This is a genomic window from Streptomyces sp. NPDC005648 (genome assembly GCF_040605395.1).
Classification (GTDB): domain Bacteria; phylum Actinomycetota; class Actinomycetes; order Streptomycetales; family Streptomycetaceae; genus Streptomyces.
On sequence record NZ_JBEXCS010000042.1, the window covers coordinates 18,995 to 40,065 of the forward strand.

Annotated in this window: 20 protein-coding genes; 6 read left to right on the forward strand and 14 right to left on the reverse strand. The window is 72.3% G+C overall.

The window, feature by feature from the left end; genetic code table 11:
* Positions 1–57 precede the first annotated feature (57 nt).
* Together ABZT17_RS23670 and ABZT17_RS23675 are read left to right on the forward strand one after the other, a co-directional pair.
* Positions 58–612 (forward strand): YceI family protein, encoded by a 555-nt coding sequence (locus ABZT17_RS23670; protein ID WP_356351561.1) that lies wholly within the window; start codon positions 58–60, stop codon positions 610–612.
* Positions 613–698: 86 nt separating this feature from the next.
* Positions 699–1,337 carry a hypothetical protein gene (locus ABZT17_RS23675; protein ID WP_356351562.1) on the forward strand — a complete coding sequence of 213 codons (639 nt, stop codon included), beginning with the start codon at positions 699–701 and terminating at the stop codon, positions 1,335–1,337.
* Here ABZT17_RS23675 and ABZT17_RS23680 read toward each other — a convergent pair.
* The 4 genes from ABZT17_RS23680 to ABZT17_RS23695 form a co-directional block, all read right to left on the reverse strand.
* The gene (locus ABZT17_RS23680; protein WP_356351563.1) at positions 1,294–1,890 is read right to left on the reverse strand and encodes a YdeI/OmpD-associated family protein; all 597 of its coding nucleotides are present in this window, start codon (positions 1,888–1,890) and stop codon (positions 1,294–1,296) included. The two genes, ABZT17_RS23675 and ABZT17_RS23680, sit on opposite strands and share 44 nt — an antisense overlap.
* A 104-nt stretch (positions 1,891–1,994) precedes the next feature.
* Positions 1,995–2,738 carry an ABC transporter permease subunit gene (locus ABZT17_RS23685; protein WP_356351564.1) on the reverse strand — a complete coding sequence of 248 codons (744 nt, stop codon included), beginning with the start codon at positions 2,736–2,738 and terminating at the stop codon, positions 1,995–1,997.
* Positions 2,735–4,264 carry a hypothetical protein gene (locus ABZT17_RS23690; protein ID WP_356351565.1) on the reverse strand — a complete coding sequence of 510 codons (1,530 nt, stop codon included), beginning with the start codon at positions 4,262–4,264 and terminating at the stop codon, positions 2,735–2,737. The genes ABZT17_RS23685 and ABZT17_RS23690 overlap by 4 nt, the downstream gene beginning before the upstream one ends.
* A complete protein-coding gene (locus ABZT17_RS23695) occupies positions 4,261–5,199 on the reverse strand; it encodes an ATP-binding cassette domain-containing protein (protein ID WP_356351566.1) in 939 nt (312 codons plus the stop codon). Before ABZT17_RS23695 ends, ABZT17_RS23690 begins: the two co-directional genes overlap by 4 nt.
* A 193-nt stretch (positions 5,200–5,392) precedes the next feature.
* On the opposite strand from ABZT17_RS23695, the gene ABZT17_RS23700 reads away from it, so the two are divergent.
* Together ABZT17_RS23700 and ABZT17_RS23705 are read left to right on the forward strand one after the other, a co-directional pair.
* Positions 5,393–6,502: a sensor histidine kinase gene (locus ABZT17_RS23700; protein ID WP_356351567.1), complete on the forward strand. Its 1,110-nt coding sequence runs from the start codon at positions 5,393–5,395 to the stop codon at positions 6,500–6,502.
* Positions 6,503–6,510: 8 nt separating this feature from the next.
* Positions 6,511–7,203 (forward strand): response regulator transcription factor, encoded by a 693-nt coding sequence (locus ABZT17_RS23705; RefSeq protein ID WP_356351605.1) that lies wholly within the window; start codon positions 6,511–6,513, stop codon positions 7,201–7,203.
* A 111-nt stretch (positions 7,204–7,314) separates the two neighbouring features.
* On the opposite strand, the gene ABZT17_RS23710 is transcribed toward ABZT17_RS23705, so the two are convergent.
* Positions 7,315–7,470 carry a hypothetical protein gene (locus tag ABZT17_RS23710; RefSeq protein WP_356351568.1) on the reverse strand — a complete coding sequence of 52 codons (156 nt, stop codon included), beginning with the start codon at positions 7,468–7,470 and terminating at the stop codon, positions 7,315–7,317.
* Positions 7,471–7,510: 40 nt separating this feature from the next.
* Positions 7,511–8,551, reverse strand: coding sequence for an FUSC family protein (locus ABZT17_RS23715; RefSeq protein ID WP_356351569.1), 1,041 nt, complete (start codon positions 8,549–8,551; stop codon positions 7,511–7,513).
* Positions 8,552–8,665: 114 nt separating this feature from the next.
* On the opposite strand from ABZT17_RS23715, the gene ABZT17_RS23720 reads away from it, so the two are divergent.
* On the forward strand, positions 8,666–9,109 hold the full coding sequence (locus ABZT17_RS23720; protein WP_356351570.1) for a MarR family transcriptional regulator: 444 nt from the start codon (positions 8,666–8,668) through the stop codon (positions 9,107–9,109).
* Positions 9,110–9,119: 10 nt separating this feature from the next.
* Here ABZT17_RS23720 and ABZT17_RS23725 read toward each other — a convergent pair whose 3' ends face one another.
* The 3 genes from ABZT17_RS23725 to ABZT17_RS23735 form a co-directional block, all read right to left on the reverse strand.
* Positions 9,120–10,502: a hypothetical protein gene (locus tag ABZT17_RS23725; protein ID WP_356351571.1), complete on the reverse strand. Its 1,383-nt coding sequence runs from the start codon at positions 10,500–10,502 to the stop codon at positions 9,120–9,122.
* A 46-nt stretch (positions 10,503–10,548) separates the two neighbouring features.
* Complete coding sequence (locus tag ABZT17_RS23730) at positions 10,549–13,557, reverse strand: glycoside hydrolase family 3 N-terminal domain-containing protein (protein WP_356351572.1); 3,009 nt, start codon at positions 13,555–13,557, stop codon at positions 10,549–10,551.
* Between the two features lie 117 nt (positions 13,558–13,674).
* Complete coding sequence (locus tag ABZT17_RS23735; RefSeq protein ID WP_356351573.1) at positions 13,675–14,052, reverse strand: VOC family protein; 378 nt, start codon at positions 14,050–14,052, stop codon at positions 13,675–13,677.
* 130 nt (positions 14,053–14,182) lie between these two features.
* Here ABZT17_RS23735 and ABZT17_RS23740 point away from each other — a divergent pair, with 130 nt between their 5' ends.
* A complete protein-coding gene (locus tag ABZT17_RS23740; protein ID WP_356351574.1) occupies positions 14,183–14,671 on the forward strand; it encodes a hypothetical protein in 489 nt (162 codons plus the stop codon).
* A 50-nt stretch (positions 14,672–14,721) separates the two neighbouring features.
* On the opposite strand, the gene ABZT17_RS23745 is transcribed toward ABZT17_RS23740, so the two are convergent.
* From ABZT17_RS23745 to ABZT17_RS23765, 5 genes are all read right to left on the reverse strand, one after another.
* Positions 14,722–15,705, reverse strand: coding sequence for a PQQ-binding-like beta-propeller repeat protein (locus ABZT17_RS23745; RefSeq protein ID WP_356351575.1), 984 nt, complete (start codon positions 15,703–15,705; stop codon positions 14,722–14,724).
* Positions 15,706–15,724: 19 nt separating this feature from the next.
* On the reverse strand, positions 15,725–17,329 hold the full coding sequence (gene cimA, locus ABZT17_RS23750) for a citramalate synthase (RefSeq protein ID WP_356351576.1): 1,605 nt from the start codon (positions 17,327–17,329) through the stop codon (positions 15,725–15,727).
* 307 nt (positions 17,330–17,636) lie between these two features.
* Positions 17,637–18,926 (reverse strand): hypothetical protein, encoded by a 1,290-nt coding sequence (locus ABZT17_RS23755; RefSeq protein WP_356351577.1) that lies wholly within the window; start codon positions 18,924–18,926, stop codon positions 17,637–17,639.
* Between the two features lie 68 nt (positions 18,927–18,994).
* Positions 18,995–20,317 (reverse strand): hypothetical protein, encoded by a 1,323-nt coding sequence (locus tag ABZT17_RS23760; RefSeq protein ID WP_356351578.1) that lies wholly within the window; start codon positions 20,315–20,317, stop codon positions 18,995–18,997.
* Positions 20,318–20,453: 136 nt separating this feature from the next.
* Positions 20,454–21,068, reverse strand: a complete 615-nt coding sequence (locus tag ABZT17_RS23765; protein WP_356351579.1) for a TetR/AcrR family transcriptional regulator — start codon at positions 21,066–21,068, stop codon at positions 20,454–20,456.
* Positions 21,069–21,071 lie beyond the last annotated feature (3 nt).

Here is a 21,071-nt window from a genome sequence, read left to right on the forward strand (position 1 = left end):
GTTCGTGTTGAGTAGTTCAACGTTCAACATCCTCTCCCGAATCTGAAGGAGCATGTCATGGCGAACCCCGACCTGACCGCCCTGACCGGTGACTACACGATCGACACCGCCCACTCCACGATCGGCTTCACCGTGCGCCACGCCATGGTGACCAACGTCAAGGGCAAGTTCCTCGACTTCAGCGGCTCGCTGCACCTGGACGGCGCCGACCCGTCCGCGTCGACCGCCTCCATCGACGTCAAGATGGACAGCATCGACACCGGGTCGCCCGACCGTGACGGTCACCTCAAGAGCGCGGACTTCTTCAAGATCGAGGAGTTCCCGACCATGACGTTCCGCTCCACCAAGGCGGAGTCCCTCGGCGGCGAGGACTACCGGATCACCGGCGACCTGGAGATCCTCGGCACCACCCGGCCGGTCACCATCGACCTGGAGTTCAACGGCGCCGCGAAGGACCCGTTCGGCAACGAGCGCGTCGGCTTCGAGGGCAAGGCGGAGATCCTGCGCTCCGAGTGGGGCCTGACCTGGAACGCCGCGCTGGAGACGGGCGGGGTCCTGGTCTCCGACAAGATCAAGCTGAACTTCGACATCTCGGCGATCAAGAACGCCTGACATCGCCGGTCCCGAGAGCGCCCGCCCCTGTATCAGAAGGGCGGGCGCTCGGTCATGTCCGTGGGAGCACTGCCCCAGGGGGACACATGACCAGGAAATCAGGACCACAGCACTACCCGGCGGCCGACCGCACCCACTGGTACCAGAACCGGTACCCGGGCGACGCGATGGAGGTCAACGTCGTCGTTCTGCACACCACGGAGGGGCGCACCCTGCCCGACTACCAGGGCGGCCTCATCGCGCCGAATCTCACGGCGGTGCCGGACCTCGCCGCACGAAAGCTCGTCTGGTACCAGCACTTCGACATCGACGTCTCCTCGCGCGCCCTGCGGAACCTGCCGGGCGGCGTCGAGACCAACACGCTCAACGTCTGCCAGACCGAACTGGTCGGCACCTGCGACCCCGCCACGCACACCCGCTGGACGACGGCGGGCAAGGGACACGTCTTCTGGCCCGAGGCGCCCGAGTGGGCTCTGGTGGCGGTCGGGCGGTTCCTGGCGTGGATGCACGAGGAGCACGACGTGCCGCTGCGCGGGCCGGCGTCGTGGCCGCCGTATCCGCAGTCGTTCGGGAACGCCGGCGGCCAGCGGATGAACGGGCGGGAGTGGAACGGCTTCAAGGGGGTGTGCGGACACACCCACGTCCCGGAAAACGATCATGGAGATCCCGGAGCGATCGACTTCAGCCGGCTGATGAGGTTCGCGAAGGAGGCGGTGGAAGGCTGAGCCGCGCGATCGCCGCCTCCAGCCGGGCCGTGCGGCCTTTCCGGGTGCGTGCCGTGAGCAGGGTGAAGATCACCTGGTAGCGGGCCGTGCGGCCCAGGGCCTCGAAGGCCGCTCCGGCCTCGGGGTGGCGCTCCAGCGCGGACGCCAGGTCCTCGGGCACGTCGGCCTCCCTCTGCGAGGCGTACGCGGCCGCCCAGCGCCCGTCCGCCTGGGCGGCGGCCACCTCGGCGAGGCCGGCGGGACGCATACGGCCGTCGGCGGTCAGCTCGGCCACCCGGCGCACATTGACCATCGACCAGAGGCTGCCCGGCCGGCGCGGAGTGATCTTCTGCAGGAAGTGGGAGGCATCGAGCGCCTTGCGCCGGCCGGTGATCCAGCCGTGGCAGAGGGCGACGTCGTTCACCTCCACCCAGTCCACGGAGACGATCCCCGACCCCTTCTTCGCGACCTTCACCCAGAGACCGGGATGCGGCGCTGGACGCTCGGCGAGCCAGGCGTCGAGGTCGTCGGTGCAGGCGAAGGCCCGGGGTCCTTCCGGGGTGCGTGCGGTCATGACCGGACCGTAGGGAGGTAGTAGGCCGGGGGCTGTCCTAGAAGGGGGCGGCGCCCGAGGGGCGGGGCCGAGGAGGCGACGGGCGCGGTCCGGTCGTCGCCGTCCTACGCGTCCCGCGCCCCGAACAGTGCTCCCCCCGCCGTCAGCAGGCCCGCCGCGTAGGCCGCCAGTACGCCCAGGCCGGGCCAGGGGGCGATCGCCAGGTGGTCCAGGTCGCGGGTCGCCTGGATGGAGAGGGCCGCCGGCATGGGGGTCCAGTGCTGGAGGCGGTGTTGCCAGGTGTGGGAGTGGATGAGGTCGATGGTCAGGGGGACGACGTAGAGGAGGCCGAGGCCCAGGGTGAGGGCCGCCGCCGTGTCTCTGAGGAGGGTGGCGAGGGCCAGGCCGAGGACGGCGACCAGGGCGAGGACGAGGACCGAGCCGGTCGTCGCGCGGACGGTGGGGCCGTGCACGGGGAGGATCAGTTTCGCCGTCCACAGGGCGGTGAGGACCGCCACCGCCCCCGTCGCCGCCGTGAGCAGGGCGAGGGCCGCCGCCTTGGCGGCCAGGACGCGCCGCCGCGTCGGCATCGCCGTGAGGGTCGTGCGGATGGTGCCCGTGCCGTATTCCGAGCCCATCGAGAGCACCCCGAGGACCAGGCAGGTCGCCTGGCTCAGCCAGACACCGCTGAGGCTCAGCTTCACCGTGTCCTCGTGGCAGGCCTCGGGGGTCGGGCAGATGTGCGTGGTGAGGGACGAGGTCGCCGCCGCGCCCACGGCCACCGTGAGGACGACCGTCGCGGCCACGAGCCACCAAGTGCTCGGCAGCGTACGGAGTTTCGTCCACTCCGCGTGCAGATTGCGGATCATGCGTCCCTCCGGCGCAGGCTCCAGGCCGCCAGGAGGAGGGCGGCGGCGGTGTAGGCGGCGAGGACGGCGAGGCCGTGCCACGGGGAGAGGGGGTAACAGCCGCTTTCCGGCAGGCAGTTGTACGTGACCTGGGGGTAGCGGGTGACTCCCTGCTGGACCGCGAAGGCCGCCGCCGGTGTCACCCGCAGCAGCCACTGCGCGGCGGGCAGCGGGAGGGCGAAGGAGAGGATCTGCGGGAGCAGTACGAGGACGACGACGGTCGCGATCGTGCCCGCGCTGTTGCGGAGGATCACGCCCACCGCCAGCGCCAGGACCGCCACCAGCGAGAGCAGGGCCGCACTGCCGACGACCGCCCGCGGGGCCGGGTGGTCGAGGACGGAGAGTTCGGGGAAGCGCGGGGGCGTGAAACCGTTGGAGCGCAGGGCGTGCTGGGCGAGGGTGAAGCCGACGGCGACGGCCGCGAGGCCGGTGGTGAAGGTCACCGCGATGATCACCACGGTCTTCGCCGCCAGGACCTTCAGCCGGGCCGGGGTCGCGGTGAACGTGGTCCGGATCAGGCCCCGTTTGTACTCGGCGGTCACGAAGAGGGTGCCGAGGGCGACCATGAACAGAACGGCGAAGAAGACTCCCTGGAAGCTCATCTGGACCGTGTCGGGGCCGTCCTGGGCGGGCGCGATGTCCCCGTGGCCGGTGAGGGTGTAGGTGCCGGACGCGGAGACGGTGGTGGTGCCGGCGGGCGGGGCGTTGTGGGGCGCGGGGCCGTCCGGGAGGGCCGGGCCCATGTCCGTGCCGGCCCAGGAGGCGGCGGAGGTGCCCCGGAGGGAGAGGTGGTCGAAGGTGCCGGTGGCCTGGCCGCCGTCGTACGTCTCGCTCGTGCCGCCGAAGGCGCGGCGGACGTCCTCGTGCGGCGGGGTGCCGGTGAACAGGCCGACCTGGACGGTGTGCGGAAGGCCGGGCAGCCGTACGTCCCTGATCTTCGTCCAGGTACGGCCGTCCGGGGATTCGTAGCCGGTGAGGTGGTCGCCGGTCCTGGTCAGGCGGAGCCAGCGGGGCGTGGTGGTGACGTCGGTGCGCGAACCGGCCGTGTCGTGGGTGAAGTCCCACTGCATGCGGACGCCGTGCGTGGGGGTGGCCAGGACCGCCGCGTACGCGGAACCCGGGGTGAGGTTCCGCTTCACCAGCAGCCCTGCCTTCGCCCAGGGTTCGACGGTCCTGCCGTCGGCGCTGCTCAGGCCGGTGACCCGGACCGTGAGGGTGCCGTCCCCGGTCAGCGGACGGTGGGTGTAGCGGAAGACGTCGACGACCGCCGTGCCGTCGGGGCCGTAGGTGTCCTGGGCGCCGCCGCCGGTGCTGGAGCCGGCGGCGCCGAGCAGGCAGACGGCGGCGGTGGCGACGGCGGCCACGCCCAGCACGATCGTCCAGGCGCGCACGGTACGGAACTTGGTCCACTCGGCGAGCAGGAGGCCGCCGAAGCCCGCGTGCGCGGGCTGGAGCCGGGAGCGGTACGGGGTGATCGTGGTGGTCACGGGGTCACCTCGTCCGTGCCGGCGGTCGCCGTGAACTCGGCCGCGTCCCTGGTCAGTTCCATGTAGGCCTCTTCCAAGGTCGCCCGGTGGGCGCCCACTTCGGAGAAGGGGACACCGGCCGCGCCGAGGAGTTCGACGATGCGGCGGGCGGGCAGACCGTCGACGGTGAGGGTGTCGCGGTCGGTGACGGCGACGGTGGCGCCCGAGCGGGCGAGGAGTTCCATCGCCTCGGCACGGGCGTCGGTGCGCAGCCGGACCCGGTCGCCGGAGGCCGCGTCGAGGAGGTCGGCGACCGCCGTGTCGGCGATCAGGCGGCCGCGGCCGATGACCACCAAGTGGTCGGCGGTGTCCTCGAGTTCGCTCATGAGGTGGCTGGAGACGAGGATCGCCCGGCCTTCGCTGGCGAGATGGCGCAGCAGGCCGCGGATCCACTGGATGCCCTCGGGGTCGAGGCCGTTGACGGGCTCGTCGAGGAGCAGCACCGGGGGGTCGCCCAGCAACGCGAGCGCGATGCCGAGGCGTTGGCGCATACCGAGGGAGTAGCCGCCGGCCCGGCGGCGCGCGGCGGACTCCATGCCGGCCTGTTCCAGGACCTCGTCCACCCTGCGCAGGGGCAGACCGTGGGAGTGGGCCATCCAGCGCAGATGGTCCCGGCCCCGGCGGGCCGGGTGCAGGGCGGCCGCGTCCAGCAGGGCGCCGACTTCCAGCAGGGGGGTGCGCAGGGCGTGGTAGGGGCGGCCGCCGATGAGGGCCCGGCCCTCGTCGGGGGCGTCGAGGCCGAGGAGGGTCCGCAGGGTGGTGGACTTGCCGGCGCCGTTCGGGCCGACGAAGCCGGTGACCGTGCCGGGCTCGACCGTGAAGGAGAGGCCGTCGACCGCGAGGGTCTTGCCGAACCGCTTGCGCAGACCGCGGACTTCGATCGTTGCGTCGCTCATGGGGAGGGAGGCTAGGGGCGACGACCGGGCGGTGTCGTCACGCCGGGGAGGTCCCTCACATGGGGGACGCCGGGGGCGAGGGGGGTGGGCACAATGACCCGTGGGCGAGCGCAGGGGAGCGGGTGTGCGGGGGGAATGGGCTGGGAGCGGGGGCGCGGGGCTCGGCGGCGCGGCCCTGAGGAACGCGCAGTGGGTGGCGCCCGCCGGCTTGGCGGTGCTCGCTGTGGGTGAGGGGCTGGTCCGCAGCGGTGATCCCCGGAGCAGTCTCGCCGTCGTGCTGTTGCTGGCGCTCGCCACCACCGTGCCCCTCGCCTTCGTCCTCGGGGCCGGGCGCGTCGGCAGTCGTGCCGTGGCGGCACTCGCCGTCAGTGCCGCCTGTGTCCTCGCCCTCGTGCCGTTCCAGGCGCTGACCTTCGGCGCCGCCGTCGCCCAGTTGGTCTGCGTGTACGTCCTCGCGCGGACCGGACACCCGCTGCTCGGCGGCCTGCTCGCGGTGCCGTACGTCGTCGTCGCGCTGTTCGGTCACGGGGACGCGCCCCGGGTCGTCGCCGTGCTGCTCGCCACCTCCGCCTCCGCCGCCGCGGCGACCGGCGTCACGCATCACATCCGCCACACCACACTGGCCCACACCGCCACCGAGCGGGCGTTCGCGGACTCGCGGCTCGAACACGCCGCTCGCGGTGAACGGGCCCGTATCGCACGGGAGTTGCACGATGTCGTCGCCCACCACATCTCGATGATCGCCGTGCAGGCGGAGAACGCGCGGCTGACCACCGCCGGTCTGCCGCCCGAGGGCGCCGCCCGCTTCCTGGCGATCGGGGACACGGCGCGTGGCGCGCTGACGGAGATGCGGCGGCTGCTGGGCGTGCTGCGCGAGGACGCCGACCCCGGCGTGCAGCGGGCGCCGCAGCCGGGGCTCGGGCAGCTGCTGGAACTGCTCGACGGGGCGCGGGAGGCGGCCGGGTCGAAGACACGGCTGATCGTCAGCGGGCCCGTCGCCCCGCTGGACCCCGGCATCGAGGTCACCGCGTACCGGATCGTCCAGGAGGCGCTCACCAATGCGCGCCGGCATGCGCCGGGTGCGGCCGTGGATGTGGAACTGCGGTACGGGGAAGCCGAGTTGGCACTGCGCATCCGGGACAACGGTCCGGGGCCGGCGTCTTCCGGTTCCCTCGGTCACGGCCTCCTCGGCATGCGCGAGCGGGCGGCGGCCGTCGGCGGCACCCTGCGCACCGGCCCCGCCCCCGGCGGCGGCTTCCTGGTGGAGGCCCGTCTCCCGGCCCACGCGGAGGCACTGACGTGACCACGGGGATGGACCGGGGGTCCGGCACAGGCAGCCCCGGCACGGCCGTCCGGATCGTGGTCGCCGACGACCACGAGGTGGTCCGCGCCGGTTACGCCGGACTTCTCGCCACCCAGGCCGACTTCAGGGTCGTCGGCACCGCGCGGGACGGCGCCGAGGCGGTGCGGGTGTGCCGGGAGCAGGAGCCCGACGTGGTCCTGATGGACGTACGGATGCCGGTCATGGACGGCATCAGGGCGACCGCGCGGCTCCAGGACACCGTGCGGCCGCCGCGGGTTCTGGTCCTGACCACCTTCGACCTCGACGAGCACGTGTACGACGCGCTGGCCGCCGGGGCCAGTGGGTTCCTGCTCAAGGACGTCACGGCGGAGCGGCTGTTCGAGGCGGTACGGGTGGTCGCCGCCGGCGAGGCGCTGCTGGCGCCCGCGATCACGCGCCGGCTGATCGCCGAGTTCGCGCGGATCCGCCCCAGGGCACCGGCGCGGGGCCGGCTCGGCGAGCTCACCCCGCGCGAGACGGACGTACTGCGGCTGCTCGCGCAGGGGCTGTCCAATCCGGAGCTCGCCGATCGGCTGGGGGTGGGCGAGGAGACCGTGAAGACACATGTCAGCCGGATCCTGTCCAAGCTGGGCCTGCGCGATCGCACCCAGGCGGTGGTCATGGCGTACGAGTCCGGACTGGTCGTGCCCCGGACGCGCTGAGGCCGGTCGCCGTGCGCGGTGCGCAGCAGTTGCAGACGGCCGCGTGGACGCAGAGGGCACGCCGGTGCTCGGGCACGAGGAGGGCGCCGGGTACGGAGTCGACGTTGAGGATCAGGTCCTGGTAGCCCTCGCGGGCCCCGTCACGACGGCGGGTGCCACGACCGTGGCCCGCAGGGTGATCTCGACGTACGGGTGGTCCCGTGCCGGCAGGGTGGTGCCGATCCTGACCGCGGCGGGTGAGCCCGGGGCGCCGCGCTCGTCCCCCATGGGGGGAGGGTAGGAGCGCTCGCGATCCGATCGGTATCGGTCAAATGGCCTGATTCGAGGCCTTGTTCGGCCGTACGACGGCTCGCGCGGCCACCGTCCTTCGCCGCGGTACCGGCAGCAGCCACCACGCCGACGCCACCGAGAGTGCCGCGCCCACGGCGATGCCCTCCAGCCGGGTCGGCAGCAGATGCTGGGCGTTCTGGCCGAAGTAGCCGAGGAGGAGGGAGAGGGCGCAGGTCATGCCGGCCGCCCAGTAGGCGTAGCTCAGGGGGCGCAGCCACAGGGCGACCGTGAGGACGGTGAACATCAGGGCCACGGCGGCGTGGCCCGTGGCGCCCGCCGCCGCCACGCCCGTCGCGAGGAGGGTGCCGACCGTGGCCCCGGCGAGGCGTTCGACTCCCTTGCGCACCACGTCCGTCCGGCCGCGGTTGCCGCTCGCCGCGACGTAGGCGGTGAGGACCACCCAGGGCCAGTGGTCGTCGAAGAGGAGGTGGCCGAGGACGAACGCGGCGGCGATACCGGCCGCCATCTGCAGGGCCATACGGGTGCTGGGACGGGGGTGGAGCCGGGACGGCCGCCGGGGCGGTTCGGGTACGTCGGCCGGCTCCGCGCGATAGGGGCCGAAGCGGTCCCCCAGGCCCTGCACCAGCCACACACACCCGCACGCCAGCGCCCCGACCAGCGCCGACCAGCCCCAGGTGACCAGCCCGCTCTGCGCCTCGGGCGGCAACGCGGGGCCGGGCACGACGAGCAGGGCCACCAGCGGGAGCGCCATCAGCGTGCCGGCCTTCGTGGCGGTGGGGCCGTAGCGGCGGATCCAGATGGCGAGGGCCATGCCGGCCGTGTAGACGGCGGCGCCGATCGCGTAGTGGGAGGCGAGCAGCCGGCCCAGGAAGATCGAGGCTCCGGCGGTGGCGGGGAGCAGCACAAGACCGGCCAGCCTGCGGCGGGTGTCCGCCGTGCGCTGGGTGGAGGAGAGGGTGAGCGTCAGGGCCACCGCGAGGACGAGCACGTCGGTGTGGAGGCGGACGGTGCTCTCCAGGACGAGGGCGGCGGCCCAGCACAGGAGGACCGCGGCCATCGTCAGGCCCGCTTCGTACGCATTGCGTAATAGTTTTTCTGCCACTTGCCTGACGATACGGGGCCAGAAGGGAGATGGATAGTAAGTATTCGCGTACGAGTACGATTGATCGTCATGGATCCTCTGCTCCCCGAAGCCGCCCGCCTCCGTCGCGGCATCATCCGTCTCAACCGTCGGCTGCGGCAGGAGCGCGGCGCCGGGAGCCTCAGTCCCAACCCCCTCTCCGTGCTCGGCCATCTGCTCCGGCACGGCCCCTCCACCCCGGGCGAGGTCGCGGCGGGCGAGCGGCAGCGGCCGCAGTCACTGACCCGGGTCTTCGCGGAACTGGAGGCGGAGGGGCTGATCGTCCGCGAGCCGGGCCCGGTCGACCGCCGTCAGTCCGTGCTCTCCCTGACGGAGGCGGGGCACCGGGCGGTGGAGCGGGACATGGCGGAGCGGGACGCCTGGCTGTCCGAGGCCCTGACCTCGCTGACCCCGACCGAGCGGGGGGTGCTGGAGCTGGCGGCCGCGCTGATGGAGCGGCTGGCCGACGCGGAGGTACGGCGCCAGGACCCGTAGTCGCCCTCGCTCAGAAGCCGCCGCCGAAGTCCCCGCCGCCGCCCCCGAAATCGCCACCGCCCCCGAAGTCCCCTCCCCCGCCGTCTCCGAAGCCGCCGCCGAAGTCGCCGGGGTCGAAGTCCGCGCCGGAGGTGTCGCCGCCGGCGTAGCCGCCGCCGGCGCCGAAGTCGCCGTAGCCCGAGCCGTAGTCGGCCGCGTACGACGGGGTCGCCATCATGCTGCCGAGGAGGGTGCCCACGAGGAGGCCGGGGAGGAGGCCGCCGCCGAAGTAGCCGCCCGCCCAGGGGCCGTAGGCCGGGCCCGCGTCCCAGTAGGGGCGGCGGCCTTGATCGGTGTCGACCTCGCGGATGACGGGGTCGCGGCCGTCGGCGAGACGGGTCGCGTCGGCGGCGCAGACCGGGACCTCGCGCGGGGCGCCGCCCGGGGGCGTCCAGGTGGCGTCCGCGACGGACGGGCCGTGGCGCGGGTCGAAGAAGCAGGGCGGGCGGCGCTCGGGCAGGGGACGCCCCGCGCGGCGGGCGGCGAGCTGGGCGAGGCTGAAGCGGCCGTCCTCCAGGGCCTGGGTGACGGACCGGACGTCCTCGGGCCTCGCCGCGGCGGCCATGGCGGACTTCGCCTGCTCGTAGGCGTCCAGCGCGCGCTCGTAGTCCGCGCGCATGGCGTCGTCGGCGCCCGCCTCCGCCGGGTGGAAGTCGAGGCGGTCCAGTTCCTCGCCGAAGGCGGTGATGTCCTCGTCGACCACGACGCGCAGCCGCTCCAGGGAGGCCCGCTGCTCCTCGGCCCGGCGGCGGCGGTTGCGCCGGACGAGTGCGTACGCGCCCCCGCCGCCGGCCACCACCAGCGCGCCCACGGCGATCAGCGCCGTGGACGACACCCCGCCCGAGCCGGACGAGGAACCCCAGCTCGACGGCGCCGAGCCGCCGATGTTGGTGAGGGCGCGGTCGGTGAAGTCGGTCAGCTGGCTCCCCGCGTCCCTGTCGCCCTGGACGCTGGTGACGAGGTTCCGTACGGCAGTGCGCCGCATGACGGAGGAGTCGGCGCGCGCGTCGAAGCGGTCGCCGAGGCGGATCGCGTACAGGCCGGTGATCCCGGTGGCGGTACGGAGGTCGGTGAAGAGGCCGGCGGTGGGGTAGTCGGCGGGGAGGACCGCGACGAAGACGGGCTTGCCGGCATCCTTGATCTTCTTCGCGAGGGCGTCGGCGTCCGCCGCGGAGAGCTGGGCCTCGGCGGCCGGGTCGACGTAGACGGGGTTCTCCCGCAGGGCCCGCGCGATCGTCGAGACGCTCGTGGCGGCGGAGGCCGGTGGGGCGCCTGTCGCCAGGACGGTCAGGGCGGCCAGCACCAGGGCCAGCAGCAGCCCCGGGAGGCTTCGGGTCCGTACGCCGCGCTTCATGGTTCGAAGCTACCCGAAGCCTCCCAAAATAGTTCATGGCTCCAGATCAGTCGGCCTTCCAGGCTGCGATCAGCCGCTCCACGGCCGCCCCGTACCGGCCGGTCAGCGTCAGATGGTCGGCCTCGGCGAAGGGTTTCGCGACGGCCGCGGTGATACCGGCGTCCGCCTTCCGCTGGACGATCAGCCTGGCCTTCAGCACCAGCTCGCGGCCGGTCCTGTCCGCCCCGGCCTTCTCCGCCGCCGCGGCGGCCACAGCGAGCGCCCCGAGGGTCGCCGCGCCGCCGTCCGGGATCTTGGTCAGGGTGGTCAGGCCCCAGCCGTAGGGGAACTGCGGATCGTACGAGGCGTCGCCGACGTTGATCGGCAGCTGGGCCTCGGACTTGGGCCAGGTGACGGGGAGTCGGCCGGTGAACGGCCGCTTGCCGTAGAGCACGTCGGCCACGCCGTCACCCTCCGTGCCCGGCAGCCAGGACGCCACCAGGGCGTCGATCTCGCCGAGCCGGTCACCGATCAGCAGCGGGCGCCCGGAGACGATCAGCACCGCGCACTTCATGGCCGCGCACACCTTGTCGACGGCTGCCTTGTCGGCGGCGGACAGCTGGAGGTCATGGCCGTTGCCGACGTCGCCGACGCCCTCGGCGTACGGGGTCTCTCCGACGACGACCACACCGACGTCGTAGCCGGCCGTGGGCGCGGAGGCGTCCTCGGAGTAGGTGACGTCCCCGTCCTTGCGCATCGCGTCGAGGATGGTCGTGCCCCGGGTGTGGGTGCCGGACGCGCCCTGCCAGGTGACGGTCCAGCCGCCGGTCTGGTTGCCGAGGTCATCGGCGTCGGACCCGGCGACGTACACCTTCTGGTTCTTCTTCAGCGGGAGCACTCCCCCACTGTTCTTCAGCAGCACCTGCGACTCGGCGGCGGCCTGTCGAGCGACGGCCCGGTGCGAAGTGGAGCCGATCTGCGGGGCGTTGGTGGTGTCGGCGTACGGGTGCTCGAAGAGGCCGAGCCGGAACTTCTGCGTCAGGATGCGCGCCACGGCGTCGTCGATCCGCTTCCGGTCGACCTTCCCCGCCTTGACCTGGTCGACGAGCGTGGCGCTGAAGTCCTTGTAGGAGTACGGCACCATCATCATGTCGACGCCGGCGTCGACGGCGGTGGTGACCTGGGTGGCGTAGTCGCCCGGGAGCTGGTTGACGGCGTCCCAGTCGCTGATGACGAAGCCGTCGAAGCCCATACGGCCCTTGAGGACGCCGTTGATCATGTCGCCGCGGGCGTGCATCTTCACCGGGCCCCGGCCGTCACCGAGGATGTCGAGCGAGGAGTAGGACGGCATGACGGTGCCGACGCCCCGGTCCACGGCGCTCTCGTACGGCGCCAGGTGGACGGCCTCCAGCTGCTGCCGGGTGACCTTGGTGACGCCCTGGTCGATGGTGTAGGTGCCGGTGGTGGAGGAGCCGTACTCGGTGCCGCCGTCGCCGACGAAGTGCTTGGCGGTGGCGAGGACTCTGTCGTCGTCCTTCAACTCCCGCCCGTCGGCGGGGCCTTGGAGACCCTGGATGATCGTCTCCATCGACTCGACGAGCGCCGGATCCTCGCCGAAGGACTCATAGGCGCGGCCCCAGCGTTCGTCGCGGGAGACACAGAGACAGGGGGCGAAGTCCCAGGGGATGCCGGTGGAGCGGACTTCCGACGCCGTCACCGCGCCGGTCCTCTCGGCGAGTTGAGGGTCCCTGGTCGCGCCGATGCCGATGTTGTGCGGCATGATCGTGGCGCCCACCAGGTTGTTGTGGCCGTGGACGGCGTCGACGCCGTAGATCAGCGGGATCTGGAAGCGGGTCGCCCGGGCGCGGAGCTGGAAGCCGTCGATCATCCTGGCCCATGCGGCCGGGGTGTTGGGGGTCGGGGTGGAGCCGCCGCCGGAGAGCAGCGAGCCGAGGCCGTACGTGGCGATGTCGGCGCCCTCCCCCACGGCCCCGCGCTCGGCCTGGGTCATCTGGCCGGCCTTCTCCTCCAGGGACATCCGGGACAGGAGATCGGCGACGCGCTTGCGCACGGGCAACTTCGGGTCCAGATACGGCAGTCCGTGCGCGTCGATGACGATCTGCGGGTTCTCGGCGGGCGGCTTGGCGCCGGTCACGGTCAGCTTCAGGGGGATGGTCTCGGCGGGCTCGGCGGCCTTGTCCCTGAGTGTGGGGACCTTGATGGTCCGGGTGGCGCCGGAGGCCGTGCCGGCCGGGAAGGTGAGGGTGCCGGTGACGGGCGTGTAGTCCCTGCCGGGGTCGGCGGTACCGCCGCCGGTCTCGTACGCGACGGTCACCGGGTCGTCGAGGGGCGCGGAGCCGGTGGTGGCGACGGTGACCTCGACGGTGGCCGTGCCGCCTTCCCGCACCGGGTGGACGGCCGAGTCGGTCGTGACGCCCGCCCGCAGGGACTGGTCGGCCCTGCCGTACAACTCGACGTCGTCCATGGCGAACGTGCCGTGGACGCCGACGGGGAGCGTGACGGCGTACCCCCACATCTGCGTGAGGCCGAGGACGTGGTCGATGCCGCCGACGGGCTGGTAGTCGGTGCGGTACTGGAAGTCGGTGAAGGGGAGCTCGATCTCCTTCCAGCCGGTGAAGTCGTCGGTGAAGGAGGTCGTCCAGAGTTCGGAGGCCTCGCCGTTCGCACCGCCGTCCTTGAGCTCGAAGGCGACCTTCTTGCCGTTGTTCTCGCCGTCCCACCAGAAGCGGATGCCCTGGTGGGCGGACCAGTCGTGGGCGGGCAGGTCGGCGGCGTAGTCGTGGGTGAAGCCGCCGTAGCCGCTGATGTCGTAGGTGCCGGTGAGGACTTTCTCGCCCTGGGGGGCGTCCGGCCGTGCGGTCAGGGCGAGTCGGGGCGGATCGTCGCTGTCGCCGCCCCAGGTGAAGATGCCCTCGGCGGGCTGGGAGGCGAAGGGGACCTCACCTTCGAAGAGGTCGACGGGCACGGGCGGCGGGTCGTCGGCCGCCCGTGCGGACGCCAGTGGGATCAGGGCGGCGAGGAGTGTGGCGGAGGCGAGCAGGGCGGTTCTTCGCATGGAGCTTCCCCCTTGGCTCTCGTGGTCCACTCATGGCTTACTTCACGCCGTGAGTGAACTGGGAGCACACAGAACCGTCAAGACACCCCGCAGCCCCGAGCTCACACCGGACGAGTGTCACAGAGGCTTGATGCGAGCCTTGAGCAGGCAGAACTCATTGCCCTCGGGGTCCATCAGGACATGCCAGGGCTCCTCCCCGGTCTGACCGATGTCGGCCGGACGCGCACCGAGCTCCAGGAGGCGTTCGAGTTCGGCGTCCTGGTCGCGGTCGGTGGGGTTGACGTCGATGTGCAGCCGGGACTTGCCCGGCTCCGGCTCGTCCCTGCGGCTGAAGAAGATCGTGGGCTGCGGACCGCCGAACCCCTCCGGCGTCCCGATCTCCGCCCAGCCCTCCCCGCGCTCGACCACGACATAGTCCAGGACCTCGCACCAGAAACGCGCCAGCAGTTCGGGGTCCCGGCAACCGAGGACGAGTTCACCGATACGACATGCCATGGAGCAACCTGCCTTCAGCCTGGGAGAACGACCTCGCGACCGTACCCGACGGGGTGGACGCGGGTGAACCGATTTCGAAGCGGTGCGCGATCGTGGCCGAACGGCGCCCGGACGATGGCATGTTCGAGGCATGAGACGTGCGGGGGCGGCGGTGGCCGGAGTCGTGGGCGGGGTGTTGATGCTGAGCGGGTGCGGGGCGGTCGATCTGCCGCTGGCCGGGGTGCGGGCCGGGGCGGACGGGGTGCCGTACGCGCTGATCAGGCCGTGCGGGGACGACGAGTACATGAAGCCGTGGCTGGACGGATGGGCCGGGGCCGCGGAGGACGGGCCGAGCACCACGGGGTGGGGCGTCAAGAGGGAGAACCTGCACGGCGACGCCGACTTCCCGCTGTTCTCGCCGCCGGCCGACTGGAAGGCCCGCCACCGGGGCGCTCAGCGCCTGCTGCCCGAGCACCACTACTCGCTGACGTTCGGCCACTACATCGTCGGCGACTCGTACAACGGGATCGCCGACTTCTCCACCGAGGACATCGAGAAACTGAAGCCCGGTCAGGTCTGGGCCGACGGGCGGGTCATGAGCCGGGCCGCGTTCGAGAAGCTCGCCGCGGACTCCTGCTGAAACGCGCGCACGCCCTCGCCGGGCTGCCAGGAGACCGGGCTCGCCCGCGGCTACGCGTCCAGCGTGTAGAGGTGGGTGTCGCTGCAGACGTGGACCCGGCCGTCGGCCACCGCCAATGACCTGACGTCTCCACCTGCCTTCGCCTGCCAGCGGACCTGGCCGTTGTCCGCCCTGATCGCCCACACCTGCCCCAGCCTGGTGCCGAAGTACACCTTGCCGTCGGCCACCACGGGGGCGGAACGGATGGAGCTGTCGGCGGTGACACGCCAACGCGCTTTGCCGGTGGTCGCGTTCAGGGCGTAAAGGCGAGAGTCGCTGCCGGCGATGTAGAGGGTGTCGCCGTGGATCGCCGGGGTGGTGTCGAAGCCACCGCGGACGAGGTACGGCCACGCCGACCAGCGCTGCTCACCGGTGGCGGCGTCCAGTGCGTGCACCTCGCGGTGATGCCTTCCGCCCAGATACAGGGTGCCGTCGTGGACCAGGGGGGTGACGGCACCATCGACGCCGGTGGGCCGCTGCCAGCGGACGGCGCCCGTGGCCGGGTCGAGGGCCCGGACCGTTCCCCCGTCCTCGACGACGTACAACGTGCCGTCGGCCAGCACGGGCCCCGCCAGGTTCGCCCCACCGCGCCGGTACCTCACCCGCCGACGGCGGCGCCCGGTCGCCGCGTCGAAGGTGCGCAGGTGGCGGCTGCCGTCGACGTGGTGGACCAGGCCGTCCGCGACGACGGGCGACGTCAGCGAGACGGCGGGTATCCGCCGGCGCCAGCGGACTCGGCCGTCGGCGGTGTCGAGGGCGTAGAACTTGTTCCCCCCGTATCTGCCCTGGCCCGCGACATAGACGGTGTCACCGGACGCGGCGGGAGCGGCGAGGTGGCCGATCTCGCTGGTGCTCCACCGGACGAGTCCGTCGGCCGCCTCGACGGCCCACACTCTGAGGCCCACGACGTAGACGGTTCCGTCGTGGACACAGGGCACCGAGGGGTTCGGGCCGACGAACGTCCACCAGCGCACGGTTCTGGTCCGGATTCTCACGCGAGCCCCCCAACGGGAGTTACTCCGCGGGCTCCACCCCGGCCCGCAGCAGTCCGTAGGTGTACGCGTCCTCCAGGGCCTGCCAGGACGCGGCGATGACGTTCTCCGCGACACCGACCGTGGACCACTCGCCGCTGCCGTCGGACGTGGAGATCAGGACGCGGGTGGTGGACTCGGTGCCGTGCACGCCCTCCAGGATGCGGACCTTGTAGTCGACGAGGTCGAGCTTGGCCAGTTGGGGGTAGATCTTCTCCAGGGCCACACGCAGGGCGCGGTCGAGGGCGTTGACCGGGCCGTTGCCCTCGGCGGTGGCGACGATGCGCTCGCCCTTGGCGTAGAGCTTGACCGTGGCCTCGTTGGCGTGGGAACCGTCGGGGCGGTCCTCGACGATGGCCCGCCAGGACTCGACCTCGAAGTACCTCAGCGGCTTGCCCTCGACCTCGCCGCGCAGCAGCAGCTCGAAGCTCGCGTCGGCCGCCTCGTAGGTGTAGCCCCTGAGCTCCCGCTCCTTCACCCGCTCGACGACCCTGCCGACCACCTCGCGGTCGCCGCCGAGGTCGACGCCGAGTTCCTTGCCCTTCAGCTCGACCGAGGCGCGGCCTGCCATGTCGGAGACCAGCATCCGCATGGTGTTGCCGACCGTCTCGGGGTCGATGTGCTGGTACAGGTCCGGGTCGACCTTGATCGCGGAGGCGTGCAGACCGGCCTTGTGCGCGAAGGCGGAGACCCCGACGTAGGGCTGGTGGGTGGAGGGGGTGAGGTTGACGACCTCGGCGATGGCGTGGGAGATGCGGGTCATCTCGCGGAGCTTGCCGTCGGGGAGGACCTTCTTGCCGTACTTCAGCTCCAGGGCGGCGACGACCGGGAAGAGGTTGGCGTTGCCGACGCGCTCGCCGTAGCCGTTCGCGGTGCACTGCACATGCGTCGCGCCCGCGTCGACGGCGGCGAGGGTGTTGGCGACCGCGCAACCGGTGTCGTCCTGGGCGTGGATGCCGAGCCGGGCGCCGGTGTCGGCGAGGACCGTGGAGACCACCGCCTGCACCTGGGCGGGGAGCATGCCGCCGTTGGTGTCGCAGAGGATCACCACGGACGCCCCGGCCTCGTCGGCGGCCCGTACGACGGCCTTGGCGTACTCGGGGTTGGCGCGGTAGCCGTCGAAGAAGTGCTCGCAGTCGACGAAGACCCGGCGGCCCTGCCCGCTCAGGTACGAGACCGTGTCGCGGACCATCTCCAGGTTCTCGTCCAGCGTGGTGCGCAGCGCCAGCTCCACATGCCGGTCGTGGGACTTGGCGACCAGGGTGATCACCTCGGCGCCCGAGTCCAGGAGCGCCTTGACCTGCGGGTCCTCGCTCGCCTTGGCGCCGGCGCGGCGGGTGGCGCCGAACGCGACGAGCTGGGCGTGCCTGAAGTCGATCTCCTGGCGGGCGCGGGCGAAGAACTCGGTGTCCCGCGGGTTGGCGCCGGGCCAGCCGCCCTCGATGAAGCCCACGCCGAAGTCGTCCAGGTGCCGTGCGATCGCGAGCTTGTCGGCGACGGTGAGGTTGATGCCCTCACGCTGCGCGCCGTCGCGCAGGGTGGTGTCGAAGACGTGGAACGAATCGTCGAGCTCGCTGGTTTCGGTCATGGTGTCAAGGCTCCTGTGTTGGATCTCGGTCGTACCGGAATGACCGGCTCCACCGTCCTCCAATGATCCCTCGCGCTGCCTTCCCGGCTGTGGGTGGGGCCAGAAAAGCGAAAAACCCCTCGCGGGTGCGAGAGGTCTGCGCGCGGGTCGAGAACGACGGTGTCCGCCCGTACCTGGTCGTACGTGGCGGTCACTGCGGACCGGCGCGCCTGCTGCCAATAATCATGGCGAACGAGAGCACGGGGGCAGTCTGGCACAACCCGCCCCCGCACTCACCGCCCGTCTCAGGATGCGAGCACCGCGCTGGTCACCGCAGGTGCCCCACGAAGATGTCGGCGACGCCGTTGGTGTCGTACGGGACGAGGTTCGTGGCCGTCGAGGAGAAGGCCGCGCGACCGGCGGCGCTCAGCGAGACCGCGTCTGACGCCCCGTCGGGCTGCGAGCCGTCGGCCGCGAGGCCGATCCGCCGGACGGCGCCCGTGCGCAGGTCCTTGACGAAGACGTCCGCGACGCCGTCGGTGTCCCCGGGGACCAGGTTGTCGGCGCTGGAGACGAAGGCGGCGCGGCGGCCGTCGGCGCTGAGGCTCACGCCCTGGCTCGCGCCGTCCGCCTGACCGCCGTCGGCCGCGGTGCTCAGCCGACGGGTGGTCTTCAGTTTCCGGTCGAAGACGAAGACGTCGGTCGTCTTGTTCGTGTCGCCGGCCACCAGGCTGTCCACGTTGGAGGAGAAGGCGACATAGCGGGCGTCGGCGCTCGTCGACGGCCCCCAGGAGCCGCTCTTGTAGACGAAGCGGGTGGGGATGCTGACCTGCTCGGTGGTGCCCCGGGCGCGGTCGCGCACGTACACGTTGGTGCCGTGGGTCCACTCGTGCGCCGGGTCCAGCTGGGCGGCGGTGGTGAAGGCGACGTAGCGGCCGTTCGCGCCGAACGAGGTGAGGAAGGAGGCGCTGTCGCCGAGGGTGCCGTCGGTGCGGTACTGGACCAGTTCGTTCCGCCCGGTGACGCGGTCGTGGACGATCACGTCGTCACGGCCGTTGGTGTCGCCGGGCGCGGCGTCCGCGGCGGCGGTGCTGTAGGCGACATAGCGGCCGTTCGCGCTGATCGCCGGGTCGTAGTTGAGCCGGTAGGACGGCGGTTCGGCCGCGTGGCCGGTGCTGATGCGCTCGGTGCGGTGGGTTTCGCGGTCGACGAGGTAGATGTCGTCGAGGCCGTTGTCGTCGCCCTTCGCGAGCGCGGCCCTGGTGGCGAGGACCACGTAGCGGCCGTCCGCGCTGAGCGCGGGAGCCTCGGCCGGGCCCTCGGCGACCCGCTGCGTGCGGCCGGTGCGCAGATCGCGCACGAAGACGTCGGCGACGCCGTCGTGGTCGCCCCTGACCAGGTTGTCGGCGGCCGAGACGAAGACGACGTACCGGCCGTCGGCACTGATCGCGGGCGCGGACGAGGCGCCGTCGGCCTCCCGGCCGCCCGGCCCCGTGCTCACCCTGGAGGTGCGGGGCGCGGCGGAGTCGGCGTGCGCGGCCGGGAGAGCGGTGCCGGCGAGCGCGGCCACGAGGGCGGTAGCGGCGCAGAGGCGGTGCGTGCGGCGTATGTGACGCATGCGGTGTGTTCGGCGTGTGCGGTGCATGGAAGTCCCCCTGGATTCCTTGCGGTTCGGCTTTCCCTCGTTCAGCGGACGCGGCGGACGAAGCCGTCGTAATGGCCGTTGGTGTCGCCCCGGACGAGTTGGGACGAGTCGCTGCCGAGGCCGATGCGGTGCCCGCCCGCGCCGACCGAGTAGGCCTCCACGGAGTCGTCCGTGACGGGTCCGCCGGAGACGGCGGTGCTCACCAGACGGGTGGCGCCGGTGCGCAGGTCGCGGAGATAGACGTTGGCCGGTCCGAGCCGACCGTCGGCGAGCCGCGGGTCCGCCTGGTACACCACGTGGCGGCCGTCCGGGTCCAGCAGGGGGTAGCGGGGCCCGCTCCCGCCGGCGGGAGCCGCGTCGATCCGCCGGGTGACGTCGGTGCGCAGGTCACGGACGTAGACATGGGTGCCGTCGTCCTGGGTCTCGCCCGGGACCAGGTCGTCGCCCCAGTACTGGAAGGCGACGGTCCGGCCGTCCGCGGAGAGCGTGACGGAGTTCGCGTAGTGCTCGGCCGGGGTGCCGTCCGGTTTGACGTTGACCCGCTCCTCGGTGCCGGTGCGGCGGTCGTGCACCCAGGTGGCGCCGTTCCCGCTGCGCGGCACCATCTGGGTGTACGACACATAGCGGCCGTCGGCGCTGATGGCGCTCAGGAGCGAGGGATCGGTCGGGCGGTCGCGCCTGCTGACCCGTTCGACGGTGCCCGTGCGGCGGTCCAGGACGTAGACCGCGCCGAAGAGGTCGCCGGGGTTGTGCTCCATCCGGTCGGCCTTGGCGTTGAAGGCGATGTAGCGGGCGTTCGCCGACATGGTGGCGTTCGCCGTGAAGGCGGAACCGCCGTCGAGGGCCACGCTGAGCCGCTGGGTGCGGCCGGTGCGGCGGTCGCGCAGATAGACGTCCTGGGCCGCCTCGTCGGCGGGCGGGTGGTCCCAGTGGACCAGGTTCCTGGCGTTGGAGCTGAACAGGACGTACCGCCCGTCGGCGCTGATGGCCCGCGCGGAGGACTCCCCGCCGACGGCCTGGCCGCCGTCCGAGGCCACATCGACCCGCTCGACGGTCCCCCTGCGCAGGTCGCGCACGAAGACATCGGAACTCTTGTTGGTGTCGCCCGGCACCAGATTGGACGCGTACGCCGTGAAGAGCGCGAACCGGCCGTCGGCGCTGAACTGCGGCCCGTACGCGTTGTCGTCGCCCTGTTCCCCCGTCGCCGACACCGTGACCCGCTCGGTCCGCGGCTGTGGGGCCGGTACCGCGGACGGGGCCGACAGCGCGACCAGCGCCCCGGTCACCACCGCGACGGACACCCCGCGCGACACCCGCGCGGCCGACACCCCGCGCGGCCCCACCGCGGCCGACACCTCAGACATGGCTGTGAACACGCTTCCCCCTGCGTTCCCCGTATGACGCTGCTCCCCCGGCCCTGCGCCGAGGGCTCCGGTCGAGACAAGCGCACCACGGGAGACAGGGTCAATCCCCCGAATTGAGTACAACCCGGGCGCGAGGTCAGACGTCCGCGAGGAGCCCCTCGTCCAGGAACTCCCGTACATGGCCGAGAACATACGCTCGGTCGGATCCCCTGACCCCGACGGCCACGTCGATGGCGAAACCGTCCATCAGGGACCGCAGCCGGGTCGCGAAGCGGTCCGGGTCGACCCGGCGGAACTCGCCCCGGGACACGCCCTCCGCGATCAGCGCGACGAGATCGCGGTGCCAGGCTCCCTCGATCGCGGACTGGCGGTCGCGGGCCTCCGATTCCTCGGCCGCGCTCTGCGAGCGGTTCCAGACCTCCAGCCAGAGGGTCCAGTGCGGGTCGCGGTGGCCGTCGGGGACGTAGAGATCCACATACGCGTCGAGCCGTTCACGCGCCGTACCCGGGCGGCCCAGCAGCCGCCCGCGCTCGGCGCCGAGCCGGCCCTCGCTCCACTCCAGGGTCTGCAGCAGCAGCTCGTCCTTGGTGCGGAAGTAGTAGAGCAGATGTCCGCTGCTCATACCGACCTCCCGGCCGAGCGCCGCCATGGTGAGCCGCTCCAGACCACGTTCGGCGATCATGCCCATGGCGGCGGCGAGCACCTCCTCGCGCGGCGGCGCGTTCTTCCGCGCCCGTGCCGCACCGGCCATCGG

What these genes read in the sequence shown, in the direction of transcription:
- ABZT17_RS23670 (WP_356351561.1), top strand. Translation starts at nt 58, where the DNA reads ATGGCGAACCCCGACCTGACCGCCCTGACCGGTGACTACACGATCGAC.
- ABZT17_RS23675 (WP_356351562.1), top strand. Translation starts at nt 699, where the DNA reads ATGACCAGGAAATCAGGACCACAGCACTACCCGGCGGCCGACCGCACC.
- ABZT17_RS23680 (WP_356351563.1), bottom strand. Translation starts at nt 1,890, where the DNA reads ATGACCGCACGCACCCCGGAAGGACCCCGGGCCTTCGCCTGCACCGAC.
- ABZT17_RS23685 (WP_356351564.1), bottom strand. Translation starts at nt 2,738, where the DNA reads ATGATCCGCAATCTGCACGCGGAGTGGACGAAACTCCGTACGCTGCCG.
- ABZT17_RS23695 (WP_356351566.1), bottom strand. Translation starts at nt 5,199, where the DNA reads ATGAGCGACGCAACGATCGAAGTCCGCGGTCTGCGCAAGCGGTTCGGC.
- ABZT17_RS23705 (WP_356351605.1), top strand. Translation starts at nt 6,511, where the DNA reads ATGGACCGGGGGTCCGGCACAGGCAGCCCCGGCACGGCCGTCCGGATC.
- ABZT17_RS23710 (WP_356351568.1), bottom strand. Translation starts at nt 7,470, where the DNA reads ATGGGGGACGAGCGCGGCGCCCCGGGCTCACCCGCCGCGGTCAGGATC.
- ABZT17_RS23715 (WP_356351569.1), bottom strand. Translation starts at nt 8,551, where the DNA reads ATGGCCGCGGTCCTCCTGTGCTGGGCCGCCGCCCTCGTCCTGGAGAGC.
- ABZT17_RS23720 (WP_356351570.1), top strand. Translation starts at nt 8,666, where the DNA reads ATGGATCCTCTGCTCCCCGAAGCCGCCCGCCTCCGTCGCGGCATCATC.
- ABZT17_RS23725 (WP_356351571.1), bottom strand. Translation starts at nt 10,502, where the DNA reads ATGAAGCGCGGCGTACGGACCCGAAGCCTCCCGGGGCTGCTGCTGGCC.
- ABZT17_RS23730 (WP_356351572.1), bottom strand. Translation starts at nt 13,557, where the DNA reads ATGCGAAGAACCGCCCTGCTCGCCTCCGCCACACTCCTCGCCGCCCTG.
- ABZT17_RS23735 (WP_356351573.1), bottom strand. Translation starts at nt 14,052, where the DNA reads ATGGCATGTCGTATCGGTGAACTCGTCCTCGGTTGCCGGGACCCCGAA.
- ABZT17_RS23740 (WP_356351574.1), top strand. Translation starts at nt 14,183, where the DNA reads ATGAGACGTGCGGGGGCGGCGGTGGCCGGAGTCGTGGGCGGGGTGTTG.
- cimA (WP_356351576.1), bottom strand. Translation starts at nt 17,329, where the DNA reads ATGACCGAAACCAGCGAGCTCGACGATTCGTTCCACGTCTTCGACACC.
- ABZT17_RS23755 (WP_356351577.1), bottom strand. Translation starts at nt 18,926, where the DNA reads ATGCGTCACATACGCCGCACGCACCGCCTCTGCGCCGCTACCGCCCTC.
- ABZT17_RS23760 (WP_356351578.1), bottom strand. Translation starts at nt 20,317, where the DNA reads ATGTCTGAGGTGTCGGCCGCGGTGGGGCCGCGCGGGGTGTCGGCCGCG.
- ABZT17_RS23765 (WP_356351579.1), bottom strand. Translation starts at nt 21,068, where the DNA reads ATGGCCGGTGCGGCACGGGCGCGGAAGAACGCGCCGCCGCGCGAGGAG.